Here is a 2,310-nt window from a genome sequence, read left to right as displayed (position 1 = left end):
TAACATGTGAGTTAAACGTTGGGAGATACCTATTATCGATTATATCTTTGTGATCAATAATTTTAATATTTTCAGAAAGTTCAATGCCTGTAGGGATCTGTGAATCTGTTACGATATAGATCATATTAACCCATGGCATAAAATGATGTATACTTCTCAATGAAAAAAATATTTCATTATGGTTATCAAAACGAGCACTATCTTGAGCATATTGCCCTAAGGCAGAGAGATTCTTTGCATTACAAATTTCATTAAATTTAGATTGCCAGTCTGGATCTTGATTATTCACCCAAGTATAAACGACATCTATCTTTAGCTCAGTCTTTATCTTATTTTCGAGAATAGTGTCATGATGAATTAAAGTTTCTTCATCATAATCTGGGCATGATATCTCATTCCTAATAATTGGGTATCTTTTATTAAAATAATCACGAAAAAAACCGCCAGGATTTTTAATTAACTTTTTTAGCTTTTTCATTCCTTCACCATCAGAATCAACGCCATCATATTATTGTGACAACTGATTCAGTATATCAATTCTGAAGAATTATAATCGACTATAGCCTCATCTATATCTTCATAAAAAGAAACTTTATTATTTCTATCAATAAATAAAGCCGCATCACAATACCTTTTCAGTTGATTCAAGCTATGCGATACCATCAAAAAACATGACTCTTTACTTCTTTGCGTAAACAACTCTGAGCATTTTTGTTTAAATCTGGCATCCCCGACAGCAGTAACTTCATCAACAAGATAATAATCGAAATCAAATGCCATGCTAAGACCGAATCCTAAACGAGATCTCATCCCAGATGAATAACTTTTGATTGGCATGTCAAAGTATCTATCTAACTCCGCGAACTTTTCAACAAACTCTATTTTCTGACGAAGTTCATCTTTATTAGAATACAGCCTAGCGACAAATTTTACATTTTCCCGACCACTCAGGCTCCCCTGAAATCCCCCCGCTAAACCGACAGGCCAGGAGATCGTACTATTGGTAATAATTCGCCCACTATCGGGCCGATCAATGCCACCAATCATTCGCAATAGCGTCGATTTTCCGGCACCGTTACGTCCAATAAGCGCCACGCTTTTCCCAGTTGGCAACTCAATATTGAGATCTTTAAAAACGTAGTGCCTTCCTTGCGGAGTTCGATAGGATTTTGAGAGGTTTTCAATCCGAATCATGATGTCAACATAGCCTCTTCACGGTTGCGATAGAGCGCGAGCCCCATAAAGAAAACAACCAGCGAGCACAAGGCCAGATAGTTAAGACTAACGCCCTGGCTCACATATCCTGCGACCACAGATGAGCGGCTTAATTCAACAACATGGACCAGAGGATTCCATAGCAAATACGGCCAGTACTCTTTCGGAATCGCATGCAACGGGAACATCACGCATGAAATGAAATAGAGGGGTTTAATAAATATAGGTAAGAACTTCTCTGTTTCCGGGAGGGTATTTCCCATGACCATAAAGATCAATCCGACACCGCAGGAAAAGATAACCAATAAAAACCACGTACAGGCTAATGATAGTAGGTTGGTGATTTCAAATTGTTCGCCAGCCAGGCCAACCACCGTCATAAGTAAGATATAAACAGCGACATAGATAACTGTTTCTAGCAAAGCACGGGCAATAATTGTGTCGATGGGCTTTACAGGTCGATAGTTAAACAACCCCTGGTTGGCGGCGATTGCCCCAACGGATCGGACAGCAATATTGCTAAAAAGAAAATAAGGGATAATGCCGTTCAGTAAAAACACCGGAAACGAAATATCCGGCATAGTCCGATGCATGATGAAACCGAAAACAGCTAGCAGGATCATCAGATGCGCGGCTGGCTCCAGGATCGCCCATAGGTACCCTAATCGGTACTTGCCAAAACGCGTTTTGATCTCGCGCAGAAACAGCGCCTTCACGGCGGCCTGTTGTACTTCTAACCCACTTCTGGCCATTGATATTTGTTACCTTGGTGCGATTGAGCACGCTACCGCCCCTGGCTCTAGCAACCAGATTACTCAATGCATAAATTAGAATAGAAAGCGTCAGAACAATTAGCATGCTAATTGCTAGCTTAAAATAAGATGATTGCTTAAGGATAATTCGTGTATACGTCTGGATGAGAAGAGGACTTAAGGGGGAAAAGCAAACTAGTGGTACATCTCCCTGATAAAAACCACACATCTCTGCAATCAGCTACAAATTTAACCGCTGCATAAGATAATTCCTATAAGTTAAAAACTATTAATTATCGAGTATTAATCCATGATAACTATAAAAACACTCATTCTATAAAAT

3 protein-coding genes are annotated in these 2,310 nt (G+C 39.4%); all 3 read right to left on the bottom strand.

Annotated elements, in window-relative coordinates; all coding sequences use genetic code 11:
• A partial coding sequence (locus LZ634_RS22320; RefSeq protein WP_234508916.1) for a Stealth CR1 domain-containing protein occupies nucleotides 1–478 on the bottom strand: 478 nt, incomplete at its 3' end.
• A gap of 47 nt (nucleotides 479–525) precedes the next feature.
• A complete protein-coding gene (locus tag LZ634_RS22315) occupies nucleotides 526–1,194 on the bottom strand; it encodes an ABC transporter ATP-binding protein (protein WP_181539122.1) in 669 nt (222 codons plus the stop codon).
• Nucleotides 1,191–1,967: an ABC transporter permease gene (locus LZ634_RS22310; protein ID WP_103284251.1), complete on the bottom strand. Its 777-nt coding sequence runs from the start codon at nucleotides 1,965–1,967 to the stop codon at nucleotides 1,191–1,193. Before LZ634_RS22310 ends, LZ634_RS22315 begins: the two co-directional genes overlap by 4 nt.
• Between the last annotated feature and the right edge of the window lie 343 nt (nucleotides 1,968–2,310).

Source organism: Kluyvera intermedia (assembly GCF_021440345.1).
GTDB classification, from domain to species: Bacteria; Pseudomonadota; Gammaproteobacteria; order Enterobacterales; family Enterobacteriaceae; genus Kluyvera; species Kluyvera intermedia_A.
The sequence above is the reverse complement of the archived record's forward strand: the minus strand, read 5'-3'. Positions and strand labels throughout refer to the sequence as shown.

Excerpts from the sequence above, each read along its gene's own strand:
- LZ634_RS22315 (WP_181539122.1), bottom strand. The coding sequence starts at position 1,194 with ATGATTCGGATTGAAAACCTCTCAAAATCCTATCGAACTCCGCAAGGA.
- LZ634_RS22310 (WP_103284251.1), bottom strand. The coding sequence starts at position 1,967 with ATGGCCAGAAGTGGGTTAGAAGTACAACAGGCCGCCGTGAAGGCGCTG.